The 12,654-nt window shown below is 61.7% G+C and carries 11 protein-coding genes and 1 pseudogene; 7 read left to right on the top strand and 5 right to left on the bottom strand.

The window, feature by feature from the left end; translation table 11 throughout:
- Window positions 1-7 precede the first annotated feature (7 nt).
- Both QRN41_RS12760 and QRN41_RS12755 read left to right on the top strand, forming a co-directional pair.
- Window positions 8-826 carry a DUF4892 domain-containing protein gene (locus tag QRN41_RS12760; RefSeq protein ID WP_285421631.1) on the top strand — a complete coding sequence of 273 codons (819 nt, stop codon included), beginning with the start codon at window positions 8-10 and terminating at the stop codon, window positions 824-826.
- Between the two features lie 75 nt (window positions 827-901).
- Complete coding sequence (locus QRN41_RS12755) at window positions 902-1,963, top strand: AI-2E family transporter (RefSeq protein ID WP_034096689.1); 1,062 nt, start codon at window positions 902-904, stop codon at window positions 1,961-1,963.
- On the opposite strand, the gene QRN41_RS12750 is transcribed toward QRN41_RS12755, so the two are convergent.
- Together QRN41_RS12750 and QRN41_RS12745 are read right to left on the bottom strand one after the other, a co-directional pair.
- On the bottom strand, window positions 1,960-2,994 hold the full coding sequence (locus QRN41_RS12750) for a sensor histidine kinase (RefSeq protein WP_285421630.1): 1,035 nt from the start codon (window positions 2,992-2,994) through the stop codon (window positions 1,960-1,962). The two genes, QRN41_RS12755 and QRN41_RS12750, sit on opposite strands and share 4 nt — an antisense overlap.
- Window positions 2,994-3,758, bottom strand: coding sequence for a response regulator (locus QRN41_RS12745; protein WP_034137658.1), 765 nt, complete (start codon window positions 3,756-3,758; stop codon window positions 2,994-2,996). The genes QRN41_RS12750 and QRN41_RS12745 overlap by 1 nt, the downstream gene beginning before the upstream one ends.
- Before the next feature lie 259 nt (window positions 3,759-4,017).
- On the opposite strand from QRN41_RS12745, the gene pyrF reads away from it, so the two are divergent.
- Complete coding sequence (gene pyrF / locus QRN41_RS12740; protein WP_034137581.1) at window positions 4,018-4,716, top strand: orotidine-5'-phosphate decarboxylase; 699 nt, start codon at window positions 4,018-4,020, stop codon at window positions 4,714-4,716.
- A gap of 80 nt (window positions 4,717-4,796) precedes the next feature.
- Here the strand turns inward: pyrF and QRN41_RS12735 are convergent, their stop codons facing one another.
- Window positions 4,797-5,801 carry an NADP-dependent oxidoreductase gene (locus QRN41_RS12735; RefSeq protein WP_034096692.1) on the bottom strand — a complete coding sequence of 335 codons (1,005 nt, stop codon included), beginning with the start codon at window positions 5,799-5,801 and terminating at the stop codon, window positions 4,797-4,799.
- A 228-nt stretch (window positions 5,802-6,029) separates the two neighbouring features.
- Between QRN41_RS12735 and QRN41_RS12730 the strand changes: the two genes are divergently transcribed.
- From QRN41_RS12730 to QRN41_RS26330, 4 genes and pseudogenes are all read left to right on the top strand, one after another.
- The gene (locus tag QRN41_RS12730; RefSeq protein ID WP_034096693.1) at window positions 6,030-6,791 is read left to right on the top strand and encodes an SDR family oxidoreductase; all 762 of its coding nucleotides are present in this window, start codon (window positions 6,030-6,032) and stop codon (window positions 6,789-6,791) included.
- A 202-nt stretch (window positions 6,792-6,993) separates the two neighbouring features.
- Complete coding sequence (locus QRN41_RS12725; protein ID WP_167417559.1) at window positions 6,994-8,406, top strand: aminotransferase-like domain-containing protein; 1,413 nt, start codon at window positions 6,994-6,996, stop codon at window positions 8,404-8,406.
- An 80-nt stretch (window positions 8,407-8,486) separates the two neighbouring features.
- A pseudogene (locus QRN41_RS26335) lies at window positions 8,487-9,578 on the top strand (HAMP domain-containing protein); the annotation flags it as partial.
- Complete coding sequence (locus tag QRN41_RS26330; RefSeq protein ID WP_373873647.1) at window positions 9,570-10,487, top strand: methyl-accepting chemotaxis protein; 918 nt, start codon at window positions 9,570-9,572, stop codon at window positions 10,485-10,487. The pseudogene QRN41_RS26335 and the gene QRN41_RS26330, both read left to right, overlap by 9 nt.
- A 34-nt stretch (window positions 10,488-10,521) precedes the next feature.
- On the opposite strand, the gene QRN41_RS12715 is transcribed toward QRN41_RS26330, so the two are convergent.
- Window positions 10,522-11,334: an alpha/beta fold hydrolase gene (locus QRN41_RS12715; protein WP_285421629.1), complete on the bottom strand. Its 813-nt coding sequence runs from the start codon at window positions 11,332-11,334 to the stop codon at window positions 10,522-10,524.
- Window positions 11,335-11,452: 118 nt separating this feature from the next.
- Window positions 11,453-12,223, bottom strand: coding sequence for a hypothetical protein (locus tag QRN41_RS12710; RefSeq protein ID WP_080761411.1), 771 nt, complete (start codon window positions 12,221-12,223; stop codon window positions 11,453-11,455).
- Window positions 12,224-12,654 lie beyond the last annotated feature (431 nt).

The raw sequence follows: 12,654 nt of genomic DNA, 5'->3' as shown, positions 1-12,654 counted from the left end.
CAATCCGATGAGCGTGCGCAACCGATCTATTCGTGCTCTGGGGTTATGCGTATTCAGCCCGTTGGTGTTCGCCGCCGACGTGCCGGGCAGCCAGGACCTGCCCGCCGTGGCCCGTCAGGTCGACGCGCAGATTGTCGATTATCGCCCCGCCGAAGAAAAAGAACGCATCTACCCCCTGGGCGCGATCCGCAAGATCAGCGGCCAACTGCGTTACGAAGGCCAGGCCCTCGCGCGGGGCCAGACCACCGCCATTACCTATGAACTGCCCGCCGACCACAGCTCCAGTGCGGCGTTCACCGCCACGCGCGAGGCGTTGCAGGCCCAGGGCGCGCAACTGCTGTTCTGGTGCAAGGCTCGGGACTGCGGTGAAAGCAGTCTGTGGGCCAACGAGATTTTCGGCAACGCCAAGCTGGTGGGCGCCGATAGTCAGCAGGAATACCTGCTAGTGCGCCTGGCCGAGCCCCAGGCCAATTCGCTGGTCGCCCTGTACGGCATCACCCGCGGTAATCGTCGCGCCTACTTGCACGTCGAGCAATTGGACGCCGCGGCGCCGCTGGGCGACCTGTTGCCCACCTCGGCCACACTGTTGCGTGAGCTCAAAAGCACCGGCGAGCTGGACTTCCCCGCATTGAACGGTGAACCGGACGCCACGTGGCTGACCCTCATTTCCCGTGGCCTGAACCTGGATACCACCCTGCGCGTCAGCCTCAGCGGCCCGAGCGCCGAAGCCTGGCGTCAGGCGCTGATCGAGCAGGGCGTGCGCGCGGCGCGTATGGAGAGCGGCAACGGTGAAACCCAAGGTCTGCACCTGCATCTGATACGCTGATCGCCACCTGGCGAACGGGCCCGCGCCGTTCGCCTAATCTTTCTTCCTAAAGCCTCCTTTTTTCAGAGATTCCCCATGCTCAATAACGATCGCCTGCTGGTGCAAATCCTGCTGCTGGTGCTGTTCGGTGCCAGTTTCTGGGTGTTGGCGCCGTTCTGGTCGGCGCTGTTCTGGGGCGCGGTGCTGGCATTTGCCAGTTGGCCGCTGATGGTGTTGCTCACGCGCTGGCTGGGTGGGCGCGAGTCCCTGGCCGCCGCGATCCTGACCTTGGGTTGGATGCTGTTGGTGGCGGTGCCGCTGGTATGGCTGGGGTTTAACCTGGCCGACCATGTGCGTGATGCCGTGGCGTTGATCAAGGATATTCAGGTCGATGGCCTGCCCGAGGCGCCGACGTGGCTGGGCGCGATCCCATTAGTAGGCGAGCGATTGGCGGCGATGTGGGACAGCATCGATCAGCAGGGCGCTGCGTTGATGGTCAGCCTCAAACCGTACCTGGGGCAGGTGGGCAACTGGCTGCTGGCGCGTAGCGCGCAGATCGGCGGGGGCATTCTGGAACTCACCCTGAGCCTGGTCTTCGTGTTCTTTTTCTACCGCGACGGGCCGCGTTTGGCGATGTTCGTCCATCGTTTGCTGGAACGCTTGATCGGCGACCGCGCCGGTTACTACATCGAACTGGTGGCCGGAACCGTGCAACGGGTGGTCAACGGCGTGATCGGCACGGCTGCGGCCCAGGCCGTGTTGGCGTTGGTGGGGTTCATTATTGCCGGTGTGCCAGGGGCGCTGGTGCTGGGCATCGTCACCTTTATGCTCAGCCTGATTCCCATGGGCCCGCCGCTGGTGTGGATCCCGGCCACGGCGTGGCTGGCCTGGAAGGGCGATTACACCTACGCGATATTCCTTGGCGTGTGGGGCACCTTCATCATCAGTGGCGTGGACAACGTGCTCAAACCCTACCTGATCAGCCGTGGCGGCAACCTGCCGCTGGTGATCGTGCTGCTAGGGGTGTTCGGCGGCTTGATTGCCTTTGGCTTTATCGGCTTGTTTATCGGCCCGACCTTGCTCGCAGTGGCCTACAGCCTGTTGATGGATTGGAGCGCAACTCACGCCCAGGGCCGTCGGGACGACCAGGCTCTTTAAGCCCTGGGCAAGCGCATCACCGCGGTCAAGCCGCCGCCTGGGGTTTCCTCCAGGCACAGGCGGCCGCCGAGGCGTTCCACGGCTTCCTTGGCAATCGTCATGCCCAGGCCGACGCCGCCGGAGTTGCGGTTGCGTGAGCCCTCCAGTCGAAAAAACGGCTCGAACACCGCCTCGCGCTTGTCCGCCGCAATCCCGGGGCCGTGGTCGATTACCCGGATCATCAGCGCTTCACGGCTGTCGGCCAGTTCGATACGCGCCGTGCCGGCGTACCGCAGGGCGTTGTCGATCAGATTGTTCAGGCACGAACGCAAGGCCATGGGTTGCACCTGCAGCGGTGCGCAGGTGCCGGCAAACTGCACGTCGCAGCCTTGGTCCTGAGCGTTTTCGCTCAGGGATTCCACCAGCGCCTGCACGTCCAGCCAGTGTCGGGTTTCGCTGGTGCGTTGTTCGTGCAGGTAACTCAACGTCGCGTCCAGCATGCCGATCATGTCGTCCAGGTCCTGGCGCATCTGGCCCTGGAGGCGGGTGTCTTCGATCTGCTCCAGGCGCAACTTGAGGCGCGACAACGGCGTGCGCAGGTCGTGGGACACCGCGCCGAGCATGCGTGCGCGTTGGCTGACCTGCTCGCGAATGCGCCGTTGCATCAGGTTGAAGGTCGATGCGGCCTGTTGCGCTTCCAGCGGGCCGGACTCGTTGAGCGGCGGGCTGTCGAGGTCCAGGCTCAAGCGTTCGGCGGCTTCGCTCAGGCGTTGTATCGGCCGGCTGAGCAGTTTGGCGCCATACCAGGCGGCAATGATCAGCGAGATAAATTGAAACGTCAGGGGCACCACCGGGCCGCCGAACCAGGGTCGTTGATGCTTGGGCAAGGGTTTCATCGTGCCGTCCGACTGCTCGATAAAGGTCTCCTCGGGCGGCGGCGGGGGCGGGCCGTAGTGGTGAAACCAGAAAAACGCCAGCCCATGGGCCAGCACAATGGCCACCAGCAACACGCCGAACAGCCGCCCAAACAGCGTGTTGAAGGTGCCGCGCATCAGCCGATGTCCCGTGCGTCGAACAGGTAGCCTTCGCCGCGCACGGTCTTGATCAACTGCGGTGCCTTGGGGTCATCCCCGAGTTTTTGCCGCAGGCGCGAGACCAGCAGGTCGATGCTGCGATCGAACGCTTCGATGGAACGCCCGCGCGCGGCATCCAGCAATTGCTCGCGGCTCAGTACCCGGCGTGGGCGTTCGATAAATACCCAGAGCAGGCGAAACTCGGCATTGGACAGCGGCACTACCAGGCCGTTGTCGGCCACCAGCTGGCGCAGCACGCTGTTCAGGCGCCAGGTGTCGAAGCGGATATTGGCGCGCTGCTCGCTGCGATCGTCGCGCACGCGGCGCAGGATGGTCTGGATGCGCGCCACCAGCTCGCGGGGCTCGAAGGGTTTGGACATGTAGTCATCGGCCCCCAGTTCCAGGCCGATGATGCGGTCGGTGGGTTCGCAGCGCGCGGTGAGCATCAGGATCGGAATATCCGACTCGGCCCGCAGCCAGCGGCACAGCGACAGGCCATCCTCGCCCGGCAACATCAGATCAAGCACCACCACGTCGAAAGTCTCGGCGTGCATGGCCTGGCGCATCTCGGCGCCATCGTTGACGCCGGTGGCCAGAATACTGAAGCGGGCCAGGTAGTCGATCAGCAGTTCGCGGATCGGCACATCGTCGTCGACCACCAGTGCGCGGGTCGTCCAGCGCTTGTCGTCGGCGCTGGCCGGGCCTTTTTGCTCGTCGTTCACAGGGGCGCAAGGAGTTTGCATAGTGCGGTCATCTGCCAGGTGATTGCGGTCAGCATAGGCGCCCAGCCCCATGGCTGGTAGTGCTGGTCGGTGGGTCGTGCGAGCGAGGCTAGCGGCGGGGCGTGTTGGGGGCGTGTCGTGAATGTATCGGCTTTGAAATATATGCGCGAAATGCCCGCCTGCGCGCGCTTGGTCAGTATTTACCGATCATCGCATCCCGCAACGGCGTCGCTTGCGCTACAATCCGCGCCGATTTCGACTTGCCTGAGAGCCCATTCCAATGTCCGCCTGCCAGACTCCTATCATCGTCGCCCTGGATTACCCCACCCGTGACGCCGCACTGAAGCTGGCTGACCAGTTGGACCCAAGGCTCTGCCGGGTCAAGGTCGGCAAGGAACTGTTCACCAGCTGCGCCGCGGACATCGTCGGCACCCTGCGTGACAAAGGCTTCGAGGTGTTCCTCGACCTGAAATTCCACGATATCCCCAACACCACCGCCATGGCCGTCAAGGCGGCTGCGGAAATGGGCGTGTGGATGGTCAACGTGCATTGCTCCGGCGGCCTGCGCATGATGAGCGCTTGCCGCGAAGTACTGGAACAGCGCAGCGGCCCCAAGCCGCTGTTGATCGGTGTGACCGTGCTGACCAGCATGGAGCGCGAAGACCTGGCCGCGATCGGCCTGGATATCGAGCCTCAGGAGCAGGTACTGCGCCTGGCGGCCCTGGCGCAGAAAGCCGGCCTCGACGGTCTGGTGTGCTCGGCGCTGGAAGCCCAGGCGCTGAAGGCCGCGCACCCGTCGCTGCAACTGGTTACCCCCGGCATTCGCCCGGCGGGCAGTGCTCAGGACGACCAGCGCCGCATCCTGACCCCGCGCCAGGCACTGGACGCCGGCTCCGACTACCTGGTGATCGGCCGTCCGATCAGCCAAGCGGCGGATCCGGCCAAGGCGCTGGCGGCAGTGGTTGCCGAGATCGCCTGATCACGTCGAGCGCGAGCCACTGACGAGAACGCCTGCACCCTGAACCGACGGGATGCAGGCGTTTTTTTTGGCCAGTGAGCTTAGACCTTCAACACCAACTTGCCAAAGTTCTCGCCGTTGAACAGTTTCATCAGGGTTTCCGGGAACGTCTCCAGCCCCTCGACAATATCTTCCTTGCTCTTGAGCTTGCCTTGCGCCATCCAACCGGCCATTTCCTGCCCGGCGGCGGCGAAGTTCGCGGCATGATCCATGACCACGAAGCCTTCCATCCGTGCGCGATTGACCAACAGTGACAGGTAATTGGCCGGGCCTTTGACCGCTTCCTTGTTGTTGTACTGGCTGATTGCGCCGCAAATCACGACCCGAGCCTTGAGGGCCAGGCGGCTGAGCACCGCATCGAGAATATCGCCGCCAACGTTATCGAAATACACATCCACACCTTTGGGGCATTCGCGCTTGAGGGCGGCGGGTACGTCTTCGTTCTTGTAATCGATGGCCGCATCGAAGCCCAGCTCATCCACTAGGAATGCACATTTGTCGGCACCGCCGGCAATGCCCACCACGCGACAGCCTTTGAGTTTGGCGATCTGACCGGCAATGCTGCCCACGGCGCCGGCGGCACCGGAGATTACCACCGTCTCACCGGCCTTTGGCGCGCCAGTCTCCAGCAAGGCGAAGTAGGCGGTCATGCCGGTCATGCCCAGGGCGGACAGATAGCGCGGCAATGGCGCCAACGTTGGGTCGACCTTATAGAAACCCCGCGGCTCGCCGAGGAAATAATCCTGCACCCCCAGGGCGCCGTTCACGTAATCGCCGACGGCAAACTTGGGGTTGTTCGACGCAATCACTTTGCCCACGCCCAGCGCGCGCATTACTTCGCCGATGCCGACCGGTGGGATGTAGGACTTGCCCTCATTCATCCAGCCGCGCATGGCCGGGTCGAGGGACAGGTATTCGTTACGCACCAGTACTTCACCGTCCTTGGGGGTGCCCACTGGGACTTCCTGGTACGTGAAAGTATCCCGCGTAGCGGCGCCGACCGGGCGTTTGGCGAGCAGGAATTGGCGATTGGTCTGGGCGGTCATGGCAGGGACTCGTTAGAAATGAATGCTCAGTGATAGACCCTGGCGGGCCTGGGAGCAAGGTCGGCGAGAGGTGCGAATGCTCGTCGATAGGCCGCGCTGATGGTAGGCCCAGTCGCCTTATCACTGCCGCTCATGCAGCGCCAACCGGCCTTTTGATAGTGCTGACGTGCGCATCATGACCTTGGCTAGACTCCCGCCACGTATATTTCCTCCATAGGACATCCCTCCATGAGCATGACGTTTTCCGGCCAGGTCGCCCTGGTCACCGGCGCCGCTGCGGGTATCGGCCGCGCTACTGCCCTGGCGTTCGCCGCTGAAGGTTTGAAAGTGGTGGTGGCCGACCTGGATGTGGCCGGCGGCGAAGGGACGGTGACGCTGATCCGTCAGGCCGGTGGCGAGGCGTTGTTCGTGCGCTGCGACGTGACTCAGGAAGCCGAGGTGCAGCAATTGATGGCGCAGACCCTGGCGGCGTATGGGCGTCTGGACTACGCCTTCAATAACGCCGGTATCGAGATCGAAAAGGGCAAACTTGCCGACGGCAGCCTGGACGAGTTCGATGCCATCATGGGCGTCAATGTCAAAGGCGTGTGGCTGTGCATGAAGCACCAGTTGCCGCTGCTGCTGGCCCAGGGCGGCGGTGCCATCGTCAACACCGCTTCGGTGGCGGGCCTGGGGGCGGCGCCGAAGATGAGCATATATGCCGCGTCCAAGCATGCGGTGATCGGTCTCACCAAGTCGGCGGCCATCGAATATGCGAAAAAGAAAATCCGCGTCAATGCCGTATGCCCGGCGGTGATCGACACCGATATGTTCCGGCGCGCCTATGAAGCCGACCCGCGCAAGGCCGATTTCGCCGCCGCCATGCACCCGGTGGGGCGTATCGGTAAGGTCGAGGAAATCGCCAGCGCGGTGCTGTATCTGTGCAGCGATGGCGCAGCGTTCACCACCGGCCAGGCATTGGCGGTGGACGGGGGGGCAACGGCGATTTAGGACGCGGTGTGACGCCCCATTCGAAAAGGTCTGGGACGGATGTGGGGCGTTTCCGGAGCTGGCCAAACGCCGCGATCGAATATGTATCACAAGGTAAATAACTCAATAAAATCAATACTTTAATAAATCTTGGCGACCTGTCATCACGCGCTTCTGTGCTTAACTCGTTGGGTTGAAAACAAACAGTTGAAGTGAGTGGCGCATGGATTTAGGGATCGATCGACAAGCCCTTGTACCGGTAGTGCAGCAAATCGTCAGTGCAGTGACGCAATGGATTCGCAAGAACGAGGTGAGCCCCGGCACTCGCTTGCCGTCCGTGCGGCGGTTGGCCCTCGATAACCTGCTTAGTCAGTCCAGCGTGATCGAAGCTTTAGAGCGCATGGTCGCCCAAGGATTGCTGGCCCACAGGCACGGCGCCGGCTTTATGGTGGCCGAGCCGCCTGTGGCCCATGAGTGTCAATGGTATGAAGGCGCCGAGCGCGACTGGGGCGATTTTGCCGATAGCCCCTTGGGCGAGTTGAAGCTAGGCTGCGGCTGGCTGCCGGAGGCCTGGCATGAAAGCGATGACATCAGTTACGCGATTCGCGAAGTCAGCCGTACCGACACCGCCGGGCTGTTCAATTACAGCACGCCACTGGGCTTGCCCGTGTTGCGTGAACAACTGCTCAAGCGCCTGACGCACCTCCATATCGACACTCGTCTTGATTGCATTCTCACCACTGGTGGCGCCAGTCATGCCGTGGATTTGCTGATCCGTGTGCTACTGCGCGCCGGTGACTGCGTGGTGGTGGAAACCCCGGGATACGGCAATCTTTACCGGCAGCTGGCGTTCCATGGCGTGCGCCTGCTGGAAGTGCCGCGCACACCGGGCGGGCCGGACATCCCGGCGCTCGAAGCATTGTTGCAGCGCCATCGTCCAAAATGCTTGTTCACTCACAGCCTGTATCACAACCCGACTGGCTCCAGCCTGTGCCGTGTCGTGGCCGAGCGGCTACTGGAGCTGGCCCGTCGCGATGACTTCCTGATCATTGAGGAGGATGTCTACGGCGACCTGCAGCACGCCACCTGCACCCGGCTCGCGGCGTTGCCCCATGAAGGTCGGGTGATTTACGTCGCCAGTTTTTCCAAGACCTTGAGCAGTGCTTTGCGCGTTGGCTACCTCAGCGCGGAGGCAAGTCTTATCGCTCGGCTGGCCACCCTCAAGACCTCCACCGGTTTCGGCACCTCGCGGTTTGCCGAGGCGGTGGTCAGCACGCTGCTGGCCAACGGCACCTATCGCAAATGGGTGCAGCGCTTGCGCAAGCGGCTGAGCACCGAGATGGCCGCTACGTTACAGGTGCTGGAAGACGAAGAGTGGGAGGTGTTCACCGTGCCCGCCGGCGGCATGTTCCTATGGGCGCGACCGGGGGCGAATGCCTTCTCGCGTGTACAGGCGTTCGCCCGCCGGCTCGGTGTTTTGCTCTCGCCGGGCTCACTTTTCAACCCAACCGGCGAATACAGTGAGTGGCTGCGCATCAATGTAGCCTATGCTTCAGACCAACGGGCTCTGGCGCTGATGCGTGCCGTGGGGCCCGCTAGATCGACCTCGACCATTCTGAAAACGACGGGCGTGTAGCTTTTTGCCATTATTCCGGCGTCAGTGTCTTGTGTTGAGGCCCCTGTCGTTGCCAATCTGCTGCTTGTCTACCGGGCTTGATGGCATCTGCCATTGCAAGAGGATCAAGTGCAATGATTTCGGCCGTGCAACGACGTTTCGCCAACCTGGGTATGGCGAAAAAACTGGGCTTGGGTTTCACCTTGGTGCTGCTGTTGACGGCGGTAGTGGCGGCCATCGGCGTATGGTCCCTGCAAACCGTCGGGCAACGGTTCGAAGGGCTCAAGGCCATGTCCTCGCTCAACAGCGGTTTGCTCAAGGTGCGCTTGATCGAACAGGACTACGCTTTGCACGCCGACCCCAAGGCGGTCGACGCGCTGCATGAGGCCGTCGATGCCCTGGCCGCTGAGGCAGCCAGCCTCAAGACCCAATCCGCTGCCAATGTGCCAGCCATGACCGATGTCGAGCAGGCCCTTGCCGCCTATCGCAAGGCTTTCGATGAGTTTGTCGAACTGACCCAGACCAAGGACCTGGCCCTGGAAATGGCCAGTTGGTCCGTGTCCAGTGTGGCCAACAACCTTGATGTGTTGCAGGCCGGTCTGGCGGACGACGGTGCCTATGGGCTCAAGGAAAGCCAGGGCAAGGAGGGCGCCGAATTTATCGAGCAGGCCGGTCAGGTTAGCCAGGTGTCGCGCTTGATGCTGCAAGCCATGAACGAAGCCCATGTGCGTCTGAATCAGAGCCGTAAGGTAGACGAAGACAATACCGAGCAAGGCAAGATCGAGCAGGCCGAACAGGCCCTGGCGCAGGTAGAGCAGTTGAAAACCTCAGTCAAGGATGCGGGCTACCAGACCGTACTTGGCGAGGTGTCGGGACATATTGCCGCCTTCGGCGAAAAACTCGGCGAATACACGGACCTGCTGGCTCAGGAAAAACTGGTTTACACACAATTGCATGATCGAGCGCAGCAGGTGGTCAGTCGGGTCAACCAGGCCTATAACGCCGAAGATCAGTCGATGCAGGCGCAATTGAAGAAAAGCGCGTTGCTGATAATCGGCTCGTCGGCACTGGCCCTGCTGGTGGGCTTGATTGCATCTTGGGTGATTACCCGCTTGATCGTTGCGCCCCTGCGCAGTGTGATCTCCGTGGCTCAACGGATTGCCGATGGTGATTTAAGCGGTCGGATGGAGGTCAATCGGCGCGATGAAATCGGCCAGTTGATGCAGGCCATGCAGCAGATGGGTAACGGTTTAAGCCATATGGTCAGCGGGTTGCAGGCCGGTATCGAGCAATTGGCCAGCTCCGCGCATTCGCTGTCCAGCGTTACCGAGCAGACCAATGTCGAGGTGAGCAGCCAGAAGGAAGAGACCGAGCAGGTGGCCACCGCCATGAACCAGATGACTGCCACTGTGCACGATGTGGCGCGTAACGCCGAAGAAGCGGCGCAGGCCGCACAGACAGCAGACGAGAAAGTCGACAGCGGCCAGCAGGTGGTGCGTCAGAGTTTGCAGCGCATCGAGCTGTTGGCCACGTCCAGCACGGGCGCCAGTGCCAGCATCGAAAGCCTGAGTGCGGAAATCCAGCATATCGGTACGGTGTTGAGCGTGATCAAAAGTGTTGCCGAGCAGACCAACCTGCTGGCGCTGAACGCCGCCATTGAAGCCGCACGGGCGGGCGAACAGGGCCGCGGCTTTGCCGTCGTGGCCGATGAAGTGCGAGCGCTGGCCAAGCGTACGCAACAATCGACCGAAGAGATCGAACGGCTGGTCGGCACCTTGCGCAGCGCCGCACAAACGTCGGTGCAGCAGATTCAACAGAGTGGTGAACTGGTGAAGCTGGCGGTCAGCGATGCGCTGGAAACCGAAAGTGCTCTGGGCAGCATTGCGTCAGCGGTGTCGCTGATCCAGCAGATGAATCAGCAGATTGCCGCCGCCGCCGAGGAGCAAAGCTCGGTGGCCGAAGAGATCAACCGCAGTGTCACCAGTATTCGAGCCAGCGCCGATCAGTCGGCGTTGAGCATGCAGGAGAACGCCGCATCGAGTATCGAGCTGGCGCAGTTGGGCGCCGAACTCAAGGGTATGGTGGGGCACTTCCGCCTCTGATCGCCGCGCTGACGGCGACCAAAGGCGCGGGCAATTAAGCGTGGTTGGCCAGAAACGTCAGCAGGGCTTCATTGACGAAGTCCGGGTTTTCCCGCGAAGAGATATGCCCCGCGTCCGGAATCGGGATCAGGCTGCAACCGATCAGCTCGGCCATTTCTGCCGATTCTGCCGGTGGCCGCGGCTTGTCCTGCTGGCCGCACATTACCAAGGTGGTGTCGCGGTCCAGGCGCGGCAGCTGCGCCATCACATCCGTGCGACTGAAGATCAGCCGGCCCAGGGGCACAATGCTGTCCAGCAGGCGTTCCCGGGGGAAGTCTCGCAGGGATTGGCGAAAGTTCTGGTACAACCCCGACTCGCGGTCAATATCGGCGCGGAAGAAAATCGGTGCGATCACATCCAGCTGCGGCTCAGGGATGGCGCCGGCTTCTTCAATCATCTTGAACAGTGAGAAATAGTACTGACGCGTGGCCTCGGGCTCGGCGCCCAGGTACGTGTCCATCAGCACCAGGCTGTTAACGCGCTCAGGCGCGAGCAACGCCAGGCGCGCGCCCCACATGCCGCCAACCGACAGCCCCACCAGGTTTACGCTGGGGATATCCAACTGGTCCAGCAAGGCCAGGGACTGGCGCGCCAGGTCCTCAAGAGATTGGGTGCGCGGGGGCAGTTGGCCCGATTCGCCATGGCCCCACAGCTCGGGCACGATCACGCGGTACTTTTGCGACAGCGCCTCGACCTGCGGCGCCCACATAGTGCGGTCCCACAGGTAACTCGAGCCCAGCAGGACAGCCGGGCCGCAGCCCTGGTCGATGTAATGCAGCGGTTGTCCATCAATCACGGCGACAGGCATAGCAGGCCCCTTTCTTCACGGAGTGAGGGGCACTTTTTTACGCTAGTCGTAGGCGGGGGGATAGATGCAAAGTGATGGCATCTGGCGAACCGGGGTTCGCCAGAGACGGAGGAGGGGGTCAGTCGTAAATGACTTTCTTTTTCCACTCGGCGTCGGCGTCCACCACTTTCAAGCCTTCGGTCAATTCATTGACCTCGTCTTCGGCCGGCTTGCTGTTGGTCAGCACGGTGGAGTTGGCGCGGGCCAGCTGGGATTCGAGCATTTGCAGCTGGGCGCTGTAGAGTACCGGCTCCGGCTGCTTACGCAGGTACTGCACGCCACGCTCGAAAGCCAGGCGTGCCTGGCCCGGCTGGCCTTGTTGCAGCGCATGCTGGCCGAGATTGTTGAAAAACTCGATGTGCAGCAACACCAGGATGTGGCGAATTTCCCTGATCCAGTGCTTGGCTTCGTTGGCCGGCAGGAAACCATCCTGGGCGGCGCGGGTAACCTGGCCGTGCAGGGCTTCGAGGAGGAAGCGTACATCCTTGGCCTTGGCTTCGGTCTGGATCGGTGCGGGCGGGTTGTTAACCGGTATCGATTCGCCCTGGCCAACCAGCGCATTCAGCTCAGTAATACGGGCCTTGAGCGCGGCGTTGGTCTTATTGAGGTTCAACAGGCGCTGATTGACGTTCAGTTCAAGGCGGGTCATCAGCAACTTGAGTGCCGGGGTCATGAGCTGGCCAGGAAACGTCTCGGTGATTTCACCGCAACGGCGCAGGCGATCGTTGAGTTCGATCTCGGTGCGCTGTTTTTCCAGCTTGTTGTTTTCCACCACATGGTTCATGTAGCCAATGGCGATCAGTATTGCGATCCCGGCTATTACCAGCAGGGTGATCATGAGTGGTGTCACCGGTGTGACCTCTTTATAGGGTTTACAGGAGAGTGTAGTGACTGGACCATCAGGCGGATAGGTCTGATCGACCAGATGCCGCGTAGTTCATTCTTCTCAGGCTCCCTTGCTATCTATATAGGTGAGCGCTGGAATGGATGGCTTCATATTGCCATCACTCGTCGGGGTGGACTATAGCGTCTTGTCATGCGCCAGAATATAGGCGTCAAGGTGTGAGCGGGCAAAGTGCCCTCGCAGGCCGCAAAACGGGGGCGAAGTCATTGATTTAAATAAATTTATCCTTGGGGGTTGACGACCTTTCAATCCATCCATAGAATGCGCGCCACTTACAGCGTAAAGCACACAGCGAAACGCGGTAGGGAGTGAATGTTGTACGTGTGTCCCCTTCGTCTAGTGGCCTAGGACACCGCCCTTTCACGGCGGTAACAGGG

It is taken from the genome of Pseudomonas sp. efr-133-TYG-23 (assembly GCF_030209215.1).
Lineage (GTDB): Bacteria > Pseudomonadota > Gammaproteobacteria > Pseudomonadales > Pseudomonadaceae > Aquipseudomonas > Aquipseudomonas rhodesiae.
This window is presented reverse-complemented; position numbering and strand designations above follow the sequence as displayed.

Excerpts from the sequence above, each read along its gene's own strand:
- QRN41_RS12745 (WP_034137658.1), bottom strand. The coding sequence starts at position 3,758 with ATGCAAACTCCTTGCGCCCCTGTGAACGACGAGCAAAAAGGCCCGGCC.
- QRN41_RS12715 (WP_285421629.1), bottom strand. The coding sequence starts at position 11,334 with ATGCCTGTCGCCGTGATTGATGGACAACCGCTGCATTACATCGACCAG.
- QRN41_RS26330 (WP_373873647.1), top strand. The coding sequence starts at position 9,570 with ATGGAGGTCAATCGGCGCGATGAAATCGGCCAGTTGATGCAGGCCATG.
- QRN41_RS12725 (WP_167417559.1), top strand. The coding sequence starts at position 6,994 with ATGGATTTAGGGATCGATCGACAAGCCCTTGTACCGGTAGTGCAGCAA.
- QRN41_RS12735 (WP_034096692.1), bottom strand. The coding sequence starts at position 5,801 with ATGACCGCCCAGACCAATCGCCAATTCCTGCTCGCCAAACGCCCGGTC.
- QRN41_RS12750 (WP_285421630.1), bottom strand. The coding sequence starts at position 2,994 with ATGCGCGGCACCTTCAACACGCTGTTTGGGCGGCTGTTCGGCGTGTTG.
- pyrF (WP_034137581.1), top strand. The coding sequence starts at position 4,018 with ATGTCCGCCTGCCAGACTCCTATCATCGTCGCCCTGGATTACCCCACC.
- QRN41_RS12730 (WP_034096693.1), top strand. The coding sequence starts at position 6,030 with ATGAGCATGACGTTTTCCGGCCAGGTCGCCCTGGTCACCGGCGCCGCT.
- QRN41_RS12760 (WP_285421631.1), top strand. The coding sequence starts at position 8 with ATGAGCGTGCGCAACCGATCTATTCGTGCTCTGGGGTTATGCGTATTC.
- QRN41_RS12755 (WP_034096689.1), top strand. The coding sequence starts at position 902 with ATGCTCAATAACGATCGCCTGCTGGTGCAAATCCTGCTGCTGGTGCTG.